At 44.3% G+C, this 17,464-nt stretch carries 14 protein-coding genes; 10 read left to right on the top strand and 4 right to left on the bottom strand.

The features are described 5' to 3' along the window. The first annotated feature begins 324 nt into the window (after positions 1-324). The gene (locus B156_RS30650; protein ID WP_018622912.1) at positions 325-1,347 is read left to right on the top strand and encodes a M23 family metallopeptidase; all 1,023 of its coding nucleotides are present in this window, start codon (positions 325-327) and stop codon (positions 1,345-1,347) included. 75 nt (positions 1,348-1,422) lie between these two features. Here the strand turns inward: B156_RS30650 and B156_RS0126905 are convergent, their stop codons facing one another. The 4 genes from B156_RS0126905 to B156_RS0126890 all read right to left on the bottom strand — a co-directional run bounded on the left by B156_RS0126905 (position 1,423) and on the right by B156_RS0126890 (position 8,431). Then, positions 1,423-1,824 (bottom strand): helix-turn-helix transcriptional regulator, encoded by a 402-nt coding sequence (locus B156_RS0126905; protein WP_018622911.1) that lies wholly within the window; start codon positions 1,822-1,824, stop codon positions 1,423-1,425. Between the two features lie 143 nt (positions 1,825-1,967). Next, positions 1,968-4,103, bottom strand: coding sequence for a YWFCY domain-containing protein (locus tag B156_RS0126900; protein ID WP_018622910.1), 2,136 nt, complete (start codon positions 4,101-4,103; stop codon positions 1,968-1,970). A gap of 335 nt (positions 4,104-4,438) precedes the next feature. After that, complete coding sequence (locus B156_RS0126895) at positions 4,439-7,915, bottom strand: relaxase/mobilization nuclease domain-containing protein (protein ID WP_018622909.1); 3,477 nt, start codon at positions 7,913-7,915, stop codon at positions 4,439-4,441. A 24-nt stretch (positions 7,916-7,939) separates the two neighbouring features. Beyond that, positions 7,940-8,431 carry a hypothetical protein gene (locus B156_RS0126890; RefSeq protein WP_018622908.1) on the bottom strand — a complete coding sequence of 164 codons (492 nt, stop codon included), beginning with the start codon at positions 8,429-8,431 and terminating at the stop codon, positions 7,940-7,942. Positions 8,432-9,404: 973 nt separating this feature from the next. On the opposite strand from B156_RS0126890, the gene B156_RS30645 reads away from it, so the two are divergent. The 9 genes from B156_RS30645 to B156_RS0126845 all read left to right on the top strand — a co-directional run bounded on the left by B156_RS30645 (position 9,405) and on the right by B156_RS0126845 (position 17,463). Beyond that, on the top strand, positions 9,405-10,127 hold the full coding sequence (locus tag B156_RS30645) for a ParA family protein (protein WP_018622907.1): 723 nt from the start codon (positions 9,405-9,407) through the stop codon (positions 10,125-10,127). A 22-nt stretch (positions 10,128-10,149) separates the two neighbouring features. Next, positions 10,150-10,755 (top strand): DUF3408 domain-containing protein, encoded by a 606-nt coding sequence (locus tag B156_RS0126880; protein WP_018622906.1) that lies wholly within the window; start codon positions 10,150-10,152, stop codon positions 10,753-10,755. A 12-nt stretch (positions 10,756-10,767) separates the two neighbouring features. Beyond that, the gene (locus tag B156_RS0126875) at positions 10,768-11,742 is read left to right on the top strand and encodes a hypothetical protein (RefSeq protein ID WP_018622905.1); all 975 of its coding nucleotides are present in this window, start codon (positions 10,768-10,770) and stop codon (positions 11,740-11,742) included. A gap of 117 nt (positions 11,743-11,859) precedes the next feature. Next, complete coding sequence (locus B156_RS0126870) at positions 11,860-12,192, top strand: DUF4134 family protein (RefSeq protein ID WP_018622904.1); 333 nt, start codon at positions 11,860-11,862, stop codon at positions 12,190-12,192. Positions 12,193-12,249: 57 nt separating this feature from the next. Beyond that, positions 12,250-12,810 (top strand): DUF4134 family protein, encoded by a 561-nt coding sequence (locus B156_RS0126865; RefSeq protein ID WP_018622903.1) that lies wholly within the window; start codon positions 12,250-12,252, stop codon positions 12,808-12,810. A gap of 7 nt (positions 12,811-12,817) precedes the next feature. Further along, positions 12,818-13,144, top strand: coding sequence for a DUF4133 domain-containing protein (locus B156_RS0126860; protein WP_018622902.1), 327 nt, complete (start codon positions 12,818-12,820; stop codon positions 13,142-13,144). A 46-nt stretch (positions 13,145-13,190) separates the two neighbouring features. Then, complete coding sequence (locus B156_RS0126855) at positions 13,191-15,698, top strand: TraG family conjugative transposon ATPase (RefSeq protein ID WP_018622901.1); 2,508 nt, start codon at positions 13,191-13,193, stop codon at positions 15,696-15,698. A 21-nt stretch (positions 15,699-15,719) separates the two neighbouring features. After that, the gene (locus tag B156_RS0126850; RefSeq protein WP_018622900.1) at positions 15,720-16,511 is read left to right on the top strand and encodes a hypothetical protein; all 792 of its coding nucleotides are present in this window, start codon (positions 15,720-15,722) and stop codon (positions 16,509-16,511) included. Positions 16,512-16,539: 28 nt separating this feature from the next. Next, positions 16,540-17,463 (top strand): hypothetical protein, encoded by a 924-nt coding sequence (locus B156_RS0126845; RefSeq protein WP_018622899.1) that lies wholly within the window; start codon positions 16,540-16,542, stop codon positions 17,461-17,463. Position 17,464 lies beyond the last annotated feature (1 nt).

Here is a 17,464-nt window from a genome sequence, read left to right as displayed (position 1 = left end):
ATTTATTAGAATATCGGCAAATTCGGGCGTAGAGAAACTTGTATTTCCTTTTAAATATCTAGAAACTATTTCATTAACTAAGGGCGTCCTATGCTCGGGCAACAGCTTCCTACCGTTTTCTTTGTACGCTTTATACCCGGGGGCCGGGACGATACCCTGCGCAGCAAATTGCTTCAAATCATGACTGTTTAACTGATAGGAACTATTTTGGGTATCAGGATTATTAGTTGAAGTAGATTCCATACGTGTTTTTTTAAGTTTTCCCTTGACCTGACAATATTATTATGTAATATTAAAATTAATATTATTTATACTGTATTTGAAATGAAAAATATTTTTCGATTTATTATTTCAATAGCATTGACCGGCGCTTTCCACTCAGCCGCTGGTCAGGTCATGTTCAGTAGACCCGTGCGCCAATCTATCCAGCTTGGGGCCTCAGATAGTCTAATGACTTGTCGAGCGACTAAGCCTACTCAATCCGATAAAGCCTCTTTTGTGGTGACCTTTATGGGCCAATCGATATACCCAGTCACGGAAAAAGCAGCCATGCTACCAGTGACGGCACCATCTCATTTTAAAGCCGTCAACATCAAAAGTCTGAGCCAATCAGACTCTTTGGTAGTCCTGTTACTGGAGGATTCACTAAGTAAAATCCGGACTCAATTGCGAAACTTCACAACCCCTAAATCACTGTCGCCCGACAACTTATTACGGACCATCCCATCGATCTTACCCATTCGTATTCGCTCCTGGTCAGATTATAGAGTTAGTAGTGGTTTTGGGCTTCGGTACCATCCCGTGCGGGGCACTGTTCATAATCACGCCGGGATAGATTTACCCCAAGCAAAGTATTCACCGGTTTATGCTACTGCGGATGGTATTGTCGACAGGGTGGTTTGGCAACCGGATGGCATGGGTTTAGCCATCTATATTAAACATGCCTCTGGCTACTTAACGGGCTATGGCCATTTAGAAGACCATTCGGTTCTTGTGGGTGAGTCGATCACTCGGGGGCAGGTTATTGGCCATATCGGAGAAACAGGCATGACGACAGGGCCCCACTTACATTACAGTGTACTTTGGGGAAATGAACCGGTTGATCCAACTGAATATTGTTTTCTCTTAATGAAGAGGTTACAGGCAGCTACGCTGACAACAACTCCCCTCACTCAGCAACGGAAATATGTAGGGAAAGTACGCCTGGCTAGTACGGGCTTCAAACCCAAAAACGCTCCCAGAAGCCTAATTAAGGCCGAGTTTATCGAACCTCTAAAACCAGTAACCATGCCGCGCTCTTCCAGCTTAATGGCCTTGGGCAAACGAATCCTAACCGTTGGACGGTAATAACCAGGCATTAAAACGTAGCCCCCAATATGGATTTAGTCTATTTGGGGGCTTTATTTTCTTACTAGGATAAGTTTACTCCTGAGTCGTATTGGATTCAGCTTGTGGCATAAGGCCATCACGTTGCAACATGTTGAACATGTCCAGAATGATTTTGTTCCGCCTGCGCTCGACGGCTGAGGACACTCGTTTTGTTTTTCTTGATTCCATCTCATAAGGAGTATACCCGGAATTGTCTTCGGCAAAGAACCATTCCGGGTTCATCTTATAATTTTTCATGTAATGGACGAACAGGAGCAAAAATGAATTCAACGAAATGTCACAATCTTTCTCAGAGCGATAAACTAGATTTTGACTCATGCCAATCGTATCGGCCATCTCAACCTGACTCATTCCGGATGCTTCCCGAATCAGTTCAAATCGCTTAGCAAATTGGGATTTCCATTTCACAACTTCCGAATCTTTTTTCTTTTTCATGTAAGTAATGGTTCGTGTTAAGTATGATTTTGGTCAACCAGCGCGGAGCTCGTCAATCATTTAAATTAATGGGACAGCGTCTGGCCATAGCACAGATATTTCACGTTTTTGTAGCCGCCGGTTCAGCATCGTATTGATACCCATCAGGCATTCACCGGCTCCTGAATACTGTCCATAAGATAGTTGGGATTGGCCGTTACCAAACCCCGTAATAAATGACTATCAGATCCAGTTCGTATAACCCCTAGTTGCTCGGCTATGATGTTTCGAACATCTTGCTTCACCTGCTTATACTGGTTGTCCACCATGAAGCGTATTTGCTGATCAGAAAACTGTTGGTAATGTGGCAACGGAGGTATTTGGGGCAGCTGCTTCAGTTCTTTTTCCATTGTTTTACTAATGACAATCTTAGCGTGGAACATTTTCTGTTTTACTTCCTGATCTACATTGTCAGCTATGGCACCAGCAAAACGGCCTTGTGATAGATTGCTGAGTTTGGATTCAGGTATCACTGAATCCATTTGCGTCGATAAATTGGTTGTTGTTTCTTTATCAGTGATATTAAAACTTTGACGCTGTTGCACATTTTTCCCAAAACTGCTGCTTAGGTTTTTAGCGGTTTCTCCTTTTACCTGGCCGGTAAAAATATTACCAATCGTTGTGAATATGGCATTGGCAACCTCTCTTCCATAGTCACGGATCAATTGACTCAAATCCTGAAGACCTAGCACAACAGCTACCTTGTTACTCCGACCGGTCGCTATCAAATTATCAAGCCCACGTAATAAGACTGTTGGCAATTCATCAATGATGAAGCCGCATTTGATACGGTCTTTTTTGTTAATAAGCTTAATAAGTCTAGACGCATATAGGCCTAATGCTGCGCCATATACCGATTGTCGGTCAGGGTTGTTGCCAACGCATAAAATTTTTGGATCGTTTGGGTCATTGATATCCAGTGAAAAATCGTTCCCAGTCATTACCCAGTATAAGGTCGGTGATGCCATTCGGGAAAGGGGGATACGAGCCGAAGCAATCTGCCCTTCCAGCTGTTCCTTGGCATCGTTCTTTAAGGCACTGAAAAAAGGTTCGATGACCAGATCAAGTTCTGGCTCTGCCTTCATGATAGGAAAAATTTCATCATATTGATGGCAGGCAAATTCAATTACATGCGGCAGCGTACAGTAATTGATATGATCGGTTACTCTTGGCTCATTTCGCTGTTCTTCGGATAGTGTGTCCAGGTATTCTTCAACCTTGCGATCATTGTACCGTTTTAGATACCAGATACACGCTGTCAGAAAGCTAATGGGGGATTCCACAAAAAATTCACCCGATTTTTGTATCCAGACTTTATTGAGATTTAACAGGATGGCAGAACTGGCTTCCTGGGCATCGATGATATCAGTCATCAATTCAGGCAGTAACGGATTACAGCGGTGAGACCGTCGGGGATCGTCAAAATTAATAATGTAGAACTGTGGTATTTTACCGTACAGTTTTTGGTATACGTCTTTATTCTTCTGAAGATAGAAATAAGCTATTCTGGATAAGTCTGGAAACTTGAAGTCATAGATAAATAAACAGAATCCTTTCTCGATCATCTGGCGAATGTAATTATTGACCACCGCATAGCTTTTCCCGGACCCTGGCGTGCCAAGCACCATTGTCGCCCGAAAAGCATTAACGACGTTAATCCACCCCTGATGAACCTTCTGTTTATAGGTAAATAAGGTAGGAATATTGATTGAATATTCATTCTCAATCAACTCCGTTTCCTGCATGAAACTTTCATTAACTTCATTGAATGCATCATTGCCAATGGTAATAGGTATGATGCTTGTTGCTTTGGAACCTGCTTTCATAAGTAGCAGATACCCCCCAAACGTAGTCACCGTATAAAGAATATTGATGGTGTCGACGTTTAGTTGCCGCATGTCCAGTAAGAGGAAATTGCCAAAGTAAAAAAACAACCCAGCTAAGGCCAGGTAATACACTTCACTCCAGGTAGCTCCAATGTCTTTCTTAGACTTATTACCGAAACAGTAGAGAATCAGTATAGCCAGTGCAGCGAGTTTACTGGCCCAGGTATTGTTAAATAAATGCGTTACATCATTAAGTGAGCGGATAATATTGGTTAAAATCGATAACGGAATTCCCAGCTTAGTAAAGACATTGTGGCAGAATACATAGAGATGAAATAAAAGAATAGCAAACCCAAAGTAGAGGATCGTGTTTAAGATCCCCCGGTAGTCTTTGTCATGTTCTGTTTGGCTCATAGCAGTTATAAATTTAGAATGTCAATGAGTACGGAACCTGATGCCCTTTAGTTACACAGAATAAGCTAATTTTTAAATTTTTACCGATGAAAACGCTAAAATACATTTTTGCATGGCAAAAATTAGCTTCCATAACGGTAAATTTTCAACTCTTCATCCGGCTATGGAAGCTTGGCCCTGGAATGAAGGTGAAAAATTCGACCGTATTTAGAAAAAGTCATCAAGCACCGTAATCGGCAAACAATTTATAATTCATTTTTTCAAACGGATAAAAGTGTTATCAAATGGTTAAGTTGATCACCAGTCAGGCACCTATATTTCGTTGATTTTTAAGCTTACCGCCTTGGTTTGAGCTTACGAAGGGGTTGTCCTACCCGCTGTTTTTTCCGCATCTGTGACGTATCCGTACCCTCTGCTAGCGCCTCAAGTAAGCCTCCCGGTTGATCTTGAGCTGGAACCGGCATCGCTGGTTGATTCGTCACCGCATCGGTTTTATTCACTTTATTCTCTTGGAGGGGACCGTAGGAGTTGGATAGATAATCCAGGACTTTTTCGGGCTGCGAAACCAACGGCGCTAATGAGGGTACTTTATGAACTAATTGATGTAGTATATAGTCAACCCGTTTATTATTTTTTTGATCCAGCGCCTGAGCCAGATTAAGCATCGCTTTTCCCCGCTCAGTGGTCAGGCCCGTAAGTCGACGATCGGTTTGCAACAGGGCTTCCATACGGTGGTCTGCATGGGCTCCGGCGGACCGGTGTGATTCCAGGAGCTTCACCAGACCCTCCGGCACTGGATGGTAGAATTTAGGATCCGTCAAGTAGTGACCCATTCTGTAGCCTTCCCTGGTTGGCGCAATGACCATTCCGCGCTGATAAAGCCAGTCCACTTTTCTTTCCACTGCCAGGGGAGCATCTTTAAGCAAACTCTCGGCTGTATGCTCATTTAATAATCGACTGGCCCGCTCCCACTGTTCATCAGACAACAAAATTTTCGCTCGCTCACCCATTATATTTCGGAAGCTGGGTTTCTCAACTCGTTTCTCTTTATCAACTTTTGATTTTGTTAGGTTTTTACCCAAGACAATTTGTTCATACAGTGCCCGTTCATGACGCGGAAATTCCTGAGTTGGCAAGGCGATGGATCTGATCTGATCGGGTGGAGCCCCTTTTATAAGCGACTGGGTATCCGTTTCGGAAAGAGGAGTTCGAAACGTTTTGTGTTGATGGTGAACCAATTCCAGTTCACCCCTGGCATTCCGGTGGATATCCAGATAGAACGCTTTCAGGGCTTTTTGTCGATCCGGACCACTCAGCGGAGCCTGATTAATCATCGTCAGAAACCCTTGACTTGTCAGGGCAAAATGGTCCTGATCCCCTTTGATGATCGAGTCGAGTCGGTTCAGTCGATTTTGCTGGAAGGCTTGTACCAGATGAATAGCGTCCATGGGCTCTATCTGGTGGGGAGGGCTAGTCAGCAATTGGACCAATCGAGTGATGGGAAATTCCGCTGGCTTTTGTAACAGGGCACTCTCGTAGAAATAACCGTTGCGACCTCGAAACTGAAAATAATCTTTCCATAATGCATCGGGTAAGGCTTTGGCTGTGGAATCAGATTCCGATCGATTAATTCCCTGCTTCGTTTGTTGCGGAGAACGCATGGAGGTTGGGGCGGCTGGTTTAACTAACTGCTCGCGTAGGTTGGCAATGACCTCCGCATTCGGCAGGGATTTTCCTCCTACCGACTCGGGCAACTGGCGTCGGAGGCGCTCCAGACGGGATTGATTGCCGGTGTCTGCGCTCTGAGCCGCCTGAACTAATAACCGTCCATTTACGGTATGAAGACCTGCTGCCAATTGAGCGTACTCGTTGGGCAGACCTTCGACTTCCAGTTGATGCCCGTAAATAGATGGTAGTTGCGCAAACGTTGCTGGATTTGTTTGGCTGAACCCTGCCCGGAAACCCTGCTCATTCTTTTCCACGATGATGCCTCGATCCAGGAGCTGCTCGGCTAAGCTTCGATCCGAATGCTGGCAATGGCCCATGACCTGCTGCAGGTAATTCTTGTTGAGGACCGTGCTGATCGACTCATAGAGTGGACGAGGTAAACAGCCTTTGAGCAAGGATCCGTTAACCTCGTAAAACGAAGCTGATTCCGGGAGTTGGCCACTGGCCGCTGCCAAAAATACCTCCCGATCGGCTTTGCCCAGCGTGGCGGGGAAAGCCACGGCTCGGCTGCCTCCTGTTAGAAGCGCCTGCGTTTGGTCGGCCGTTATACTTAATTTCAACGCGGAGTTATGCCGATGAACCAGCTGCGTCTGCCCTTCCTCGTTGCTTTCTGTTCGCAGGTTTACCGATTCCAGAAAGTTTATCCGGCTTTGGGCAGTAATGGGCATCTGGGTGGCCAGTTTTACGTAAATCCCACCTGTTTGCAAAAAGTAACTCTCCTCCTTACTTTTTATCTCCGCAAGTTGACTTTGTTTGTACTGCTCGAATAAACGCACGGCGGTTTGGGCGTGGCCCCGCTCGGTGCCTTCCTGCTGGAGCTTTTCGACCAGCACTTCGAAAGGAAACCGCTCGATGGTTTGACTCTCGAAATACTGGCCAGCCTCTTTGCGATAGGTCTGATAATGACGTCCGACCTGTTTACGAAGATTAATTGCCTCTTTTTCGGAAAGGGTCTTTGCCGCATGGCTTTTTTGGGCAACTGGTTTCGGTTCGTTCACCGTATGCTTAACCGATTGAGGGGGTAATGGCTGAGCTAATTTTACTTGGCTCGTTTCAACAAAGGCTCCCAGCAAATGCTTCCTGCTCAGGCGCGAGTCCAGTTCAGATTCGCCATAGACTGTTCGCCGGTGGTGGTCGACATACATAAATTCTTTTCCCGTATCCAGTACTTGAATGCCGGCTGAACGCAACTGATTTTTATAATCGACTTCACTCACTTTCTGGTACCCTTCCAGTGCTTTTTGTACGTTCTGAAGTAGGTACGGTTTTGCCTGTTCGATTCGCTTTTGGCCGTGTTTGAACCGGTTGTTCAATCGCTCCTGGGTGGGGGCAAAACTGTAGCTCGATGCTTTGATCGCGGGACTGATGGCATCGTCCCCATTGGTCAATTGAAAACTGATTCCCTGATAAGGTTTTCCTGATTTGGATTCCCCCTTAAGTTGATTGAGTTGAATATTATAGGTAGACAAAAATTGAGTGAACGTATCGGTGCAAGAAAAGCTGTAATCCGTAAAAGCAGTACGAACAATAGAACCGATCGCTTTTTTGGTTTCCCCTTCTCCATATGAAAGCATCTGTTCGGGTAATGACGTCGTCATCAGTTGCTGTTTTCCCTGTTCTTCGGCTTTGACTAACTGATACTTTATTTCCATCTCTTTTCGGATGGCATTGGAGCGGGGCCGGTTATTAGAATCCGATATTTTCTTACCATCTATATCGACTGAAACCGACACGATATGGATGTGCGGATGATGAGTGTCTTCATGGCGGTAAATTAACATGGGTTGATTACCATACCCCATTTTTTGCATATACTCCTCCCCCATCCTTTTTAGCTGTTCATTATCCAATTTCTCCGACGGATGAAAGGCAACTGATATATGCAATGTTGGACTTGACACGCGTTGATTAAAACCGGCGTATGTTTCTAGCATGTCTATTTTTGATCGCATGCTTAATTCATCCGGATTATCTTTTGGATAGTTACTAACCCCAATTAAATGAGCCTGTCCGTTGGACACTTTTTCTTCATTATATCGAACGGCACCAGCCGGCTTTTTGCCCGTATTAATTCTGACTATCATTCGCTTTCAAACCGTTTATTTTATCTATTTAGCCGTTCCACTTTGCTCTCTGGTTAACTCATCCAACAAGCTGGTTAACCGTTGCATCAAGGGAGCCAACTGTTTGATTATATCGTTGGTCTCCTGCACTTCCTTTTTTAACTCAGCGGCCACAAACAAGCTATTAATTCGTTTGACTACCTGGTTATGCAAGGTGTTTACTGATCGTATGTCCTGCCGGATTTGCGTTAGTTGAATGATGATCGTGTTGATATAGGTAGGGTCTTTACTAGGCGTACTCGGTAGGGTAGCAGAGGTTTCCAAGGCAAAAATTACCTCCTTGGCGAAGACACTAAACGACTTGGTTTGACCCGCAGTGTAGATTTTGTGAATCCGATTTAACCGGATTCGTTCGGCTTCGGTGGTTCCGATGGATTTAGTTTTTTCAATCTTTTCATCAGCCACCTTGCTAGGTCTACCGCCTTTATTTCGTTTTTCACGCTGATCAGCGTTTGAAGTTTCTGATTTGGTGACCATATTTTTTCCTGCTTTGTCGCCTTTACCTGCTTTTTCTCGAAAGAATTCATCCTACAGCGATGTCTTAACTCGCTGGATTGACTCGAAAATGCCCGGATGCGTTAGCGTAGGGCATTTGTCGCTGGAAACCCCGTAGGGCAAGACCGTTTTCTGGGGAGCAAAACGAAGGTGATAGCCGGAGTTTTGTTACCAGGAAAACATATCTTGCTCTCTTCTCACGAAGAGGATTTCTGGCGAAGATAGGCGACTTTTGAAATAAAATACAGTTTCTCTAAATAAAAATTATATCTACAACTAGCTGATCGAATTTTTAAACTATGTCTAACTCCTGCTGTGGGTAAGATCAGTTGCACGCACACAAAGAAATTGGTGCGGTATTTAATTGAAAGACTACTTTGAAGTTGGGAGGATTAATCTAAAAACCCAATAAATATTCATTTAACCAGCTGATTATGAGCTTCTTGGCTTTAGGTTATTGGGCAATTAGGTGATTAGGCATTTAGGTTATTGGGTAAGTGGGTGTTTGGGTTACCATGATATTAGGCATTTGGGTAATTAGGACACTGGGTTAAAAGGCTACAAGGTAATTGGGTGAATGGGTAATTGGGTGAATAGGTTATTGGGTCAATAGGTTATTGGGTTAATAGGTTATTGGGTGTATGGGTAATTGGGATAGTGGTATAATAGGTATATGGGTTACTGGGTCATCAGGTTACCGGGTCATTGGGCATTCAGGCAATTGGGCATATAGGTTAATAGGATACCAGGACATTGGGAAACTGGGTGAATGGGTTATTGGGTAAATGGGTTATTGGGTGAATGGGTTATTAGGTAAATAATTGATTAATTGATAGTTAACAATTCCCTCAACGTATAGATTAATTTAATTTGAACATTTTTATGTAGTTTACTTGGTTTTGCTTTTTCAAATTTCAATATATTTGTCAAATCACTATTTAAAATTCATTTAATTATGAGTCAATCAAAAGTAATTGCCTTCTCCTCCCAAAAAGGAGGAGCTGGCAAAACAACCCTAACCCAATTAGTGGCGACCTATCTGTTCTCCCAGCAGGTCAAGGTACTCGTCATTGATACTGACTTTCCCCAGCATAGCTTTTCCCGAAGTCGACAACGGGATTTGTTACCATCGATAACCAGTCCGGATTTGCTGGCATCAATGGCTGAAAAAGGGATTGTTCCTTATCCCATTGAAACCATGACGATGGATGATCTAATTCGGGTGTTGCCGCATATTCGAACCTCAACCAATATCGATGTTATTTTCCTGGATTTACCAGGCACACTCAACATCGATAATTTTGCCTTGCTGGCCAAGCAAATTGACCAGGTTATCATTCCGTTTGAATTGGAGTTTAAGTCGTTTGTGGCCGGCATGGATACGATTGATTTTTATCAACTCCATAACTCAACTATACCAATTAGTGCCATCTGGACTAAGCTTAAAACGCCCCATAAAGTCAAAATGAAAGAGCAGCTTGAATCGGCCATAAAGGGGAAAGGAGTGTACGTTTTTGAGTCGGTTTTAAAAGAAGCGGGAAGTTCGATTGCCGAGCAAATATCAACCATCTTTCCGCTGAAACACTTTTCTCAAAACATTGTGGAAGAACTGCTGAATAAAGCGCCTACACATACGTCAATGGCTTTGAATCAGACTGCTCCTGAATCCGTTTCCTAAGGCCATTTAACGACAACAACTTATGGCAGGTAATAAAAAAAACGATTTAGATAATTTGGCTGCAGGATTTATGTCTACTCGCCCGCCGGCTTTTGATAAATTCCTCCAGCAGACTACTGTAACTATACCTACTGAAATCAATAGCGATGATCAGCAGGTAAATGATACGGGTGACACCCCTTCCTCAGTTGATCAAGTCCAGGCAAATCCCCGCCTGGAAGAAGTGCTAAATAAGGATAAAGAAGCGGTGGGTCTATCAGCTATAGCCGAGGGTTTAGAATCGATAAAAGCTACTGATGGTGATCAATCTGAATCGGCCTCCTTTACAAAACGGTCGGTTCCGGTAACGGGTAAATCTAAAAAGGGGGGCTGGCTCTATGAAGATCTCTTTTTAGCTAAGTCCAATCATTACCCATCCGAACAGGCAGATCAACGGATTTACATTAAACCCTGTCATGCCCGATCTTTAAAACGACTGGTTTTGTATTGTGAGCATAAGAACCGACGCATGAGTCTACAGGCTATACTAGATAATATTTTGCATCATCATTTTGAGCAGTATGCCTCGGATATCAAGCAAATTGACCAGCAGCTATTGAGCCTGTTAACCCAACAAATCAACGATTAACGCCCTACTGCTATGTTATTAGCCTACCTGTTATTTATAATTGGCGTGATTTGGTTAGCCCAGATTTTGCTAAAAAATCGTCTGGAATTTACTCTGCCTAAAGTACGGTGGCAGTCCGGTCCCACTTCTGGTGATCCGGCTAAAGCAGACCAGCTAATACCTGTCGCCCAGCCAGTCGAGGAAGTATCATTATTGGGTAAGTCAAGAACGGTGTTTGATGTGTCTCAACCTGTCAAAAGTATTGCCCCTCCCCCAGTGGAAAGCCAAGGTAATCAGGAACATGAACTTCTGGAAAATCCCGACGCCTCAACTAAAAACTCCTCGACAACCGAATTCACCCAGTTCGAGGATGAGCCGGGTGAGCGAGCGGGCGATCAGCCAGATTATTCTTTTAATCCTGATGCTACAGAATCGGACCCTGACTCAACCGAACCAGAAGATGGAGACCAGGATGCTGATGATGAATTGGTAAACGGGTCAGAAGGAGTCGTACTCAACACGTTTAGTGATCAACTCAATTCGTATCCTGAAGGGGAGTCATTAACGCAACCCAATGAATTTGTGATTCCGCTTGATTTACCGACAGAGGGAGATAACGGAATAGAGCAAGTTTCGCTGGACGAGTTAATGGACGAAGAAACGGCCGCGACCGACGTGCCGCTTGATAAGTACTTTTCTCAGCTCCAAACCGTGGAATCGATACTAGATGATATCCGAAAACAAGTAAGACGAAAACAGTCTAGACAATCAGTCGAAGAGTTATGTACTCAATTCACTGCCGTTCTTGGATACTATGGCATGATCAACGATAAAAACGTAGTTACCCGGTTAAACAACGTCCTGAAACCCGAGCAGCTCAGTGATTACGCCCATTTATTCATGCAGGTGCAACGTGAGAGTATGGGCCTGGTGGAGGAGGAAGATGAAGAAACTGATGAGGAAGAAGGCGAAGTGACCGATATGGTCGATGAAGCTGCGTACGTTTAGTGTACTAGATTGACCTACTTGTTTTCGAAAGTTTAAAAAAGTTTTTTTGTGTGTTCATTTTAATTTGTAATTTAGTTCGTCAAAATAAATTTTCAACCACAGTCAATTTCTATTTTCATGAAAAAATCAGTTTTCTTTAGCAAAAACGGTCGTGTTTTAGCGGCTACTTTGGCACTCGTGTTGGTGACTGTTTTGCAAACGTATGCCTCAGGAACCGTGAGTTCTGCTTTAACTGGAGCGGATACGGAGATCCGGGCCTCCTTTGCGCCTGTTTCCAAGATTATGCTCGCTGTTATGGCTATTGTAGCTGTTGTTGGCGCCATTGCGGTATACGGTAAATGGTCGAATGGTGATCCAGATACCCGTAAATCTGCGGCTAGCTGGTTTGGCGCGTTGATTTTTGCTGGACTAGTTCTATTAGTTATCAAAGCAGTTTTCGGCGTAGCTTAATTTTTTGAGCGGTCGAAATGAATTTTAAATTAATTAATCAAAATTCATTTTCAGCACATGCATACCAACTGGCACCGCTACACTCCGTCGCTTTTGCTACTAGCCTTACTACTGATCATCGCCCTACCCGCTGTGGCGGGTGGGGCTGATGTTTCAAGCGCCACGTTACAAGTTTCGGACGTCTATAAAAAATTCAAGCCTATTGGCATGTGGGTAGCGGGGATTTGTGCCGTCATCGGCGCAACTGAAGTATTCTCGAAGTTCTCCCATGGAGATCATGATGCAAAACGCTCATTGATCATTTGGTCAAGCGCCGTTTTTATTACTGCACTTTTTCCATCGGTACTTGATGTTATTTACCGTCCTCATTCATCGTCTGAACTGGCTTCTGAATTAGGCACTTCGAATACAGCAATCCGAAACGGGTGGTCCCATATGACCAAAATCATGTTTTCCTTTTTTGGCATTTACGCCTGTTTGGGAGCAATCGCCGTTTATTCACGGTGGCAGGCCGGCGATCCTGATACACAACGGTTAGCGCTTTACTGGATTGGTTCTCTGTTTTTTGGGGGCCTTGTTTTAGGAATTTTAGAATCAGGAATTTTTGGTACTCTCTGAGTAGATCATGTACAAAGTTAACAAGGGCGTTGATCGTCCTCCGGAAGTGATGGGCATCCGGGGTATGCAGTATTTAACAATCCTCGGGGCGGGAGCCGTCATCATGATTATTTTGACGGCCATTATCTGCGGTATTTCGGGTCTTACTCCTATGTACGGTTTTGGTATTTATTTGACCCTGGTCATGGTTTTGTACACGAAACTGGTTGGCTTATCGAAAAAGCACGGTGAACGAGGATACAAAAAAAATCAGGCTCACAAACGGATGCCGACACTAATTACTGCGCGCGATTCGTCGGTTTACAAGGCTTTACGCCAATCGACGAAGAAATAAGGATGTCCTCGGTCTGACATCGCTTCACTGAAATCTCAAATGCAATATGGTGTTTAAAGCAACAGACTTACTAAAAGTCTTTCCAATTAAATCCGTTTACCACGATTGTTTAGTATCTGGGTACGGCGATATCACTGTCGTATATAAGGTATCGTTACCGGAAATTTATACGTTGACTGGCAATGTACAAATGCACGGCCGGGACCGGTTGGAAAGCGGGGAGTTTAAGGATCTGATTCAGAGTTGGGAAAAGGCCATTAGCGTCTTACCGGATAACGTGATTATTCACAAACAAGATTGGTATACGGAGGAAAAGTATAAGCCAGATTATTCGGTTGATAATTATCTTGATCAGGCGGGACAGCTACATTTTAACGAGCGTCCTTTTTTGTACCACAATTGCTTCGTCAATATTACCAAAACACATCCAAACCGAAAGGATATCTCCTCCCTCCAGACTACGCTTGCCACGGGAAAGATTCTCCCCAGAACAATTACGGATCGAAAAGTTCTAAACGAGTTTTTTTCTAGTCTGGAGCAGTTTGTTTCCATTTTAGAGTCAACTCGCAAGATCAAGCTAACCCGGCTGCGTGACGACGACCTCTGCGGTGAAACGGGCAAACCCGGATTGCTGGAACGCTACATGGGTTTAGAAATGCGCGATCCGGTTGTTCCTCTCTGCGATCTAATGCGCGATCCGGAATTGTCATTAGGCAATAAGTCTATTCAGTTTTATGGACTAACTGACGTGGATGATATGCCCGAACAAGTGTATACATTCTCTAAAGTTGATGCACTTTCTACCGAAAATTCAGCGGTTTCCGTATGTTTTGCTTATCCGGTAAATCTAATGCTGAAAGTTAATCATGTGTATAATCAGTACATCTTCAAAGAGAACAAGCATGATATACTGCCGAAACTAGAGCAGCGGATGACCCAGATGACGGCATTGTCATCCTTCTCAAAAAACAATGAATCGAATGCTCGTCAGATTACCCAGTATTTGGAATACCAAGCTGATACGGGCTACCCACCCGTTCGAACGCATTTTAATGTGATGGTCTGGACCAATGACCGGTCGTCGATGCACGCGATCCGGAATTTAACAACCTCTGCAATCGCTAAAATGGGTATTCGTCCCCGTGAGAGTTCGGCGGTTGAAGGAATGAGTTTATTCTGGGCAGCCATTCCTGGCAACGCTGCGGATTTGCCATCGGAGGAAAAATTTCAAACGTTTATTCCCCAGGCTTGCTGCATGTTGAATCAGGAGTCGTTGAACACTGATTCTCTTTCGGAGAAAGGAATACGCCTATGTGAACGGGTGTATGGCAAACCAATTATTGTAGATCTTTCAGATTTACCAATGGATAAGGGGATCATCACCAACAGGAATAAATTCGTGATTGGCCCTAGTGGCTCCGGCAAATCATTCCTGACAAACCATTTGGTTCGTTCTTATTTAATGATGGACTCCCATGTTGTCATTGTCGACGTAGGAAACAGTTACCTGGGATTATGCCAGATGATGAAGGGGAAGTACTTGACTTACTCACGGGAAAAACCCATTCATTTTAATCCTTTTTACATTGATGGACGACGGTACCCTGAGGAGGAGAAAATTGAAGCCATAAAGGGGCTCATCACTACGCTGTGGAAAAAAGAGAACGACCCCATATCTATGGCGGAACAGACACTAATCGGTGAATGTGTCTTCAGTTATTTCCGACTGCTCGACGCAGATCATAACATAGAGCCTTGTTTCAATACTTTCTTCGAACACATCAATACCGGTTTCAAAAAAATTCTGGATGATAAGAAGGTCAACTTACGAAATTTTGATTTTGACTCTTTTCGGCTATGTCTGGAACCGTATTACATGGGTGGGGAATATGATTATCTGCTCAACTCGAAAACAAATCTTGATCTGACTAACGATCGGTTTGTGGTCTTCGAATTGGATAATATCAAAGATAACAAGGTCCTTATGCCCATAATCACGATTATCATTATGGATACCTACATCACCAAGCTTCGTACACTGGAGGGTATTCGTAAAATAATGCTAATCGAAGAGGCATGGAAAGCGATTATGCGGCCCAACATGGCTGAGTATATTCTGTACCTCTATAAAACGGTACGGAAACATTTTGGCGAAGCCTGGCTCGTGACCCAGGAGGTCGATGACCTAACCTCATCGCCCATCATCAAGGATACCATTATTAATAATGCGCCCACCAAGATCCTGATGGACATGCGGGAATATGCCAATAAGTTCGATAAGGTGCAGGAATTTTTATCGCTGACGCCTAAGCAAAAGAACCTGGCACTTTCCATTAATCGGGATAATCGGCCCGGTCCTATATATAAGGAATTTGCGGTTTTTCAGGGTGATCATTGTGCAGTCTATGGACTAGAAGCTTCTGCAGCCGAAAAGTACGCCTTCACCACCGAACAAACGCAAAAAAAGAAAATCACCGATCGCGTGCTTGTTAACGGTGGAGACTGGGATTCAGCTATTCGTCAGCAAGTGGCTATGGACAAAGATTCACTTTAGTAATCTTAATCAGCTTATATCATGAACGTAATTAGTAAACGTTTCTTTTCACTGGCAGCGGGATTGGCTATTCTTCTGGCTCCCGGAACAATACTGGCCCAATCCTTGCCGAATCAGTTGACCCCAACTGGTGGAGGCTCTTCCCTGCAGTCCGAAATTGAATCCATTTTAGGGGAGTCAGAACAGGATATCATGCAGGGCATTAAAGATGCTATTATCAATATGGCTATCGGTGCAGTGGCCGATGCCTTAGGCGTGTCGCCCGTCAAATCAGTAGAAAAGCTGAAGGACATGCTAAAGGATGCTCACTCAAAACTGCAGAAAATAAATTATCAGCAGTACAAGGTTGGTTACGAAGAGAAACGGGCGGCTACTACGCTGTCAAACGGGTTTGTTGATTACTACAATAATTTAAACCTGAAAGGGGATCTCGACAAGCTGGTTAAGGTGAAGCAGGGTGTCAATAAAGTCGTGCAAAGTCGACTCTTTACCGCTAGTGAACAGTCAGTAATGAGTCAAACGCTGAGTGAACTGGCAAAGACGGACGATATCGTTGATGACGTAAAGACAGCCTGTAACTTATCGAATTCGGGGGAAGTGTGGATGTCCGATGCCGAGCGTGCGAATGTGCTCGACGGCGCTAAGGAAGAAATTTCGGACCGCTTAAAAACGCTCATGGCCGTCAGATCTCAGATCGTGAATGCCTATGCCTACCGGGTGCGGCAATTAGCCCATAATACCACCCTAGGCAATCTATACGATAAGAATACAACGCTCAACCGTACGATCGGTATTGCACCTAAAAGCTATTAATACAACTTCGTCGTAACCTAACATTCGTATGAAAGCGAACATAAAGACAACACTGGTCTGCCTATTGGTAACAGGGTTAAGTGGACCACCTCTCTGCCGGGCGCAAAATACTAACATTCCCGCTCCCAATACACTCTACAATACGTCGACGGGTACAGGCTGGGTCACCCGTGAAATTGACAATCTGTTAAAAGCCGGTCCTGGAGAAATGATGGCTGGCATTAGCGGGTACGATCTAAACGTAGGCGATTTAATCAGTGAATACGTAGAGAAAGAAATCCGTAAAGCCATTGCCGAAGCGGTGGGTGAAGCGCTGGTTTATGCCCCGGTGGGGGTACCGGTGACGATGGAATTGTACGATGCCTTTATCTCCGAGAAAAACAACGAATTGGCGGAAGAGATTGACAAGGTCAAGCGCTTGATGAAGGACGCGATGTCACGTAATATCAAGTCCAAGTATCAGGAGTACGCAGTGCAGTACGAAAAATTCGCTTCCAAAGCTCGTCAGGGTGAGGCCATTAAAAACAGCATTCGAAATGCGGGTCTGAAACAGGATATTACCACCCTGTTCGGCGACTTCGCCAAGGTGACAGGTGTATACTACTACCCTTCCTCGAATCAGAAAATTTTTGAACAGGGTGTCGATCCTTCCCTAACGTTTGCGATGACGGCGGCCGCTATCGACTTGAGCAATGGGGATGCGCTGAGGTCAAAACAAGCCTTGTCGTCAGCGGAGTTTGACCCCTCCGACCGGACGTCGACCGAACTGGTAGCGATGACTCCCTACGAACGGATGAAGTTACGTCAACAGGTGTCAAAAGAAGTGATGAAGCGCAAGCGGGCCTTGATAGCCATCGTCGCGAGCTCTAACGCAAACATGAAGTACAAGTTCAGAAAGCTGAATCAGAAAAGCTATTCCCAGCAGATCTACCTACCCTCCACTAAACTTTAAC

The sequence above is a fragment of the Spirosoma luteum DSM 19990 genome (genome assembly GCF_000374065.1).
In the GTDB taxonomy this organism is placed as follows: domain Bacteria; phylum Bacteroidota; class Bacteroidia; order Cytophagales; family Spirosomataceae; genus Spirosoma; species Spirosoma luteum.
Note: the sequence above shows the minus strand (reverse complement) of the source record. Positions and strands in the feature narration are given on the sequence as shown.